Source organism: Pseudochelatococcus contaminans, from assembly GCF_014195635.1.
Classification (GTDB): domain Bacteria; phylum Pseudomonadota; class Alphaproteobacteria; order Rhizobiales; family Beijerinckiaceae; genus Pseudochelatococcus; species Pseudochelatococcus contaminans.
On the sequence record NZ_JACICC010000046.1, the window covers coordinates 1 to 1,393 of the forward strand.

Annotated in this window: 1 protein-coding gene; it reads left to right on the top strand. The window is 65.4% G+C overall.

Annotated features, from left to right (window positions below):
- The first annotated feature begins 100 nt into the window (after positions 1-100).
- Entirely contained in the window at positions 101-1,327 is a 1,227-nt protein-coding gene (locus FHS81_RS18635; RefSeq protein ID WP_046001750.1) for an IS256 family transposase, read from the top strand.
- The last annotated feature ends 66 nt before the right edge of the window (positions 1,328-1,393 follow it).

Consider the following 1,393-nt stretch of genomic DNA (forward strand, 5'->3'; position numbering starts at 1 on the left):
GGTCGTGTCTCGGAAGTGGTAGAAATTGTCTGGCGGCGTAATCTCCGGGTGAACCAACACCCACCCAACCGGCGGCGGCAACCGCCAGGGAGATCACGCCATGAAGCAGAATACCGATAGCTCGTCCTTTTCGCCGCTGCCCGACGCAGGCGGGTATGATCCGATCGAGGATCGCCTGCGGGCGAATGTCCGGGCCACCATTGAAGCCATGTTCGAAGAGGAACTTGCCGCCTTTCTTGGTCGGCTTCGTTACGGCCGCGGCAATGAGCGGGCCAGGGGCTACCGCCACGGGCACCGCGATCGGCAGCTGACCGGCACATTCGGCACCGAGACGGTGCGGGTTCCTCGTGCTCGGATCGAGAACGAAGCCGGCAAGATCACCGAATGGCGCTCGAAGGCACTGCCCCGCTACAGGCGGCTGACAAAGAAGGCCGAGGCCCTGATCGCGGCGGTCTACCTGGCCGGCACCAACACGCGCCGGGTCAAGCGGGCGCTGTTCGGACTGTTCGAGGGGGCGGTGAGCAAGGACGTGGTCAGCCGGGCCTGGCGCAAGGTGAAGGTCGACTGGGACGCCTGGTCCACCCGCGACCTGGCCGAGGAGGATATCGTGCGGCTCATCCTCGACGGCACCGTCATAAAGACCCGGCTGGACCGCAAGGCCACCAACATCTCGGTGCTGGCGGCGATCGGCATCCGCCGCGACGGACAAAAGGTGCTCCTCTCGATCAGGAACATGGGCGGCGAAAGCACGGCTGCCTGGGGCAGCTTCCTTGCCGACCTGGACGCGCGGGGCCTCAGGCGGCCCGAGTTCGTAATCGTTGACGGCGCCCCCGGCCTTGAAGCCGCGCTTGTGGCGCTCTGGGGCGGGGACCTGCCCATCCAGCGCTGCACGGTTCACAAGCACCGCAACCTGCTTGGCCACGCGCCCAAGCGCCTGCATGACGAGCTGAGCGAAGACTACCGCGACATGATCTACGCCGACAGCGCCGCCGAGATCGAGACGCGCCGCAAGGCCTTCCTCCGCAAGTGGAAGCTCAAGTGCCGGGCCGTGGCCGATAGCCTTGAGGAGGCCGGCGATCGCCTCTTCAGCTTCACCCGCCTCGATCCGTCGCAATGGAAATCCGCACGGACCACCAACGCCATTGAGCGTCTGAACGAGGAGTTCCGCCGCCGCATCAAGACCCAGACCGTGCTGCCCTGCGCTGAAACCGTGCCGATGCTGCTCTGGGCGCTCCTGGCGTCAGGGCAGATCCAGATGCGAAAAGTCGATGGCTGGGAAACCCTTTCTCAGCCTCTCGTGCCGATGTCTCTTGACCTCGCGGCCTGACCGGAGCCAACGTTACATGCTCGGAGCGCGCTGCTCGCCAATTTCCACCACATTCGCGACACGACC

What these genes read in the sequence shown, in the direction of transcription:
- FHS81_RS18635 (WP_046001750.1), top strand. Translation starts at nt 101, where the DNA reads ATGAAGCAGAATACCGATAGCTCGTCCTTTTCGCCGCTGCCCGACGCA.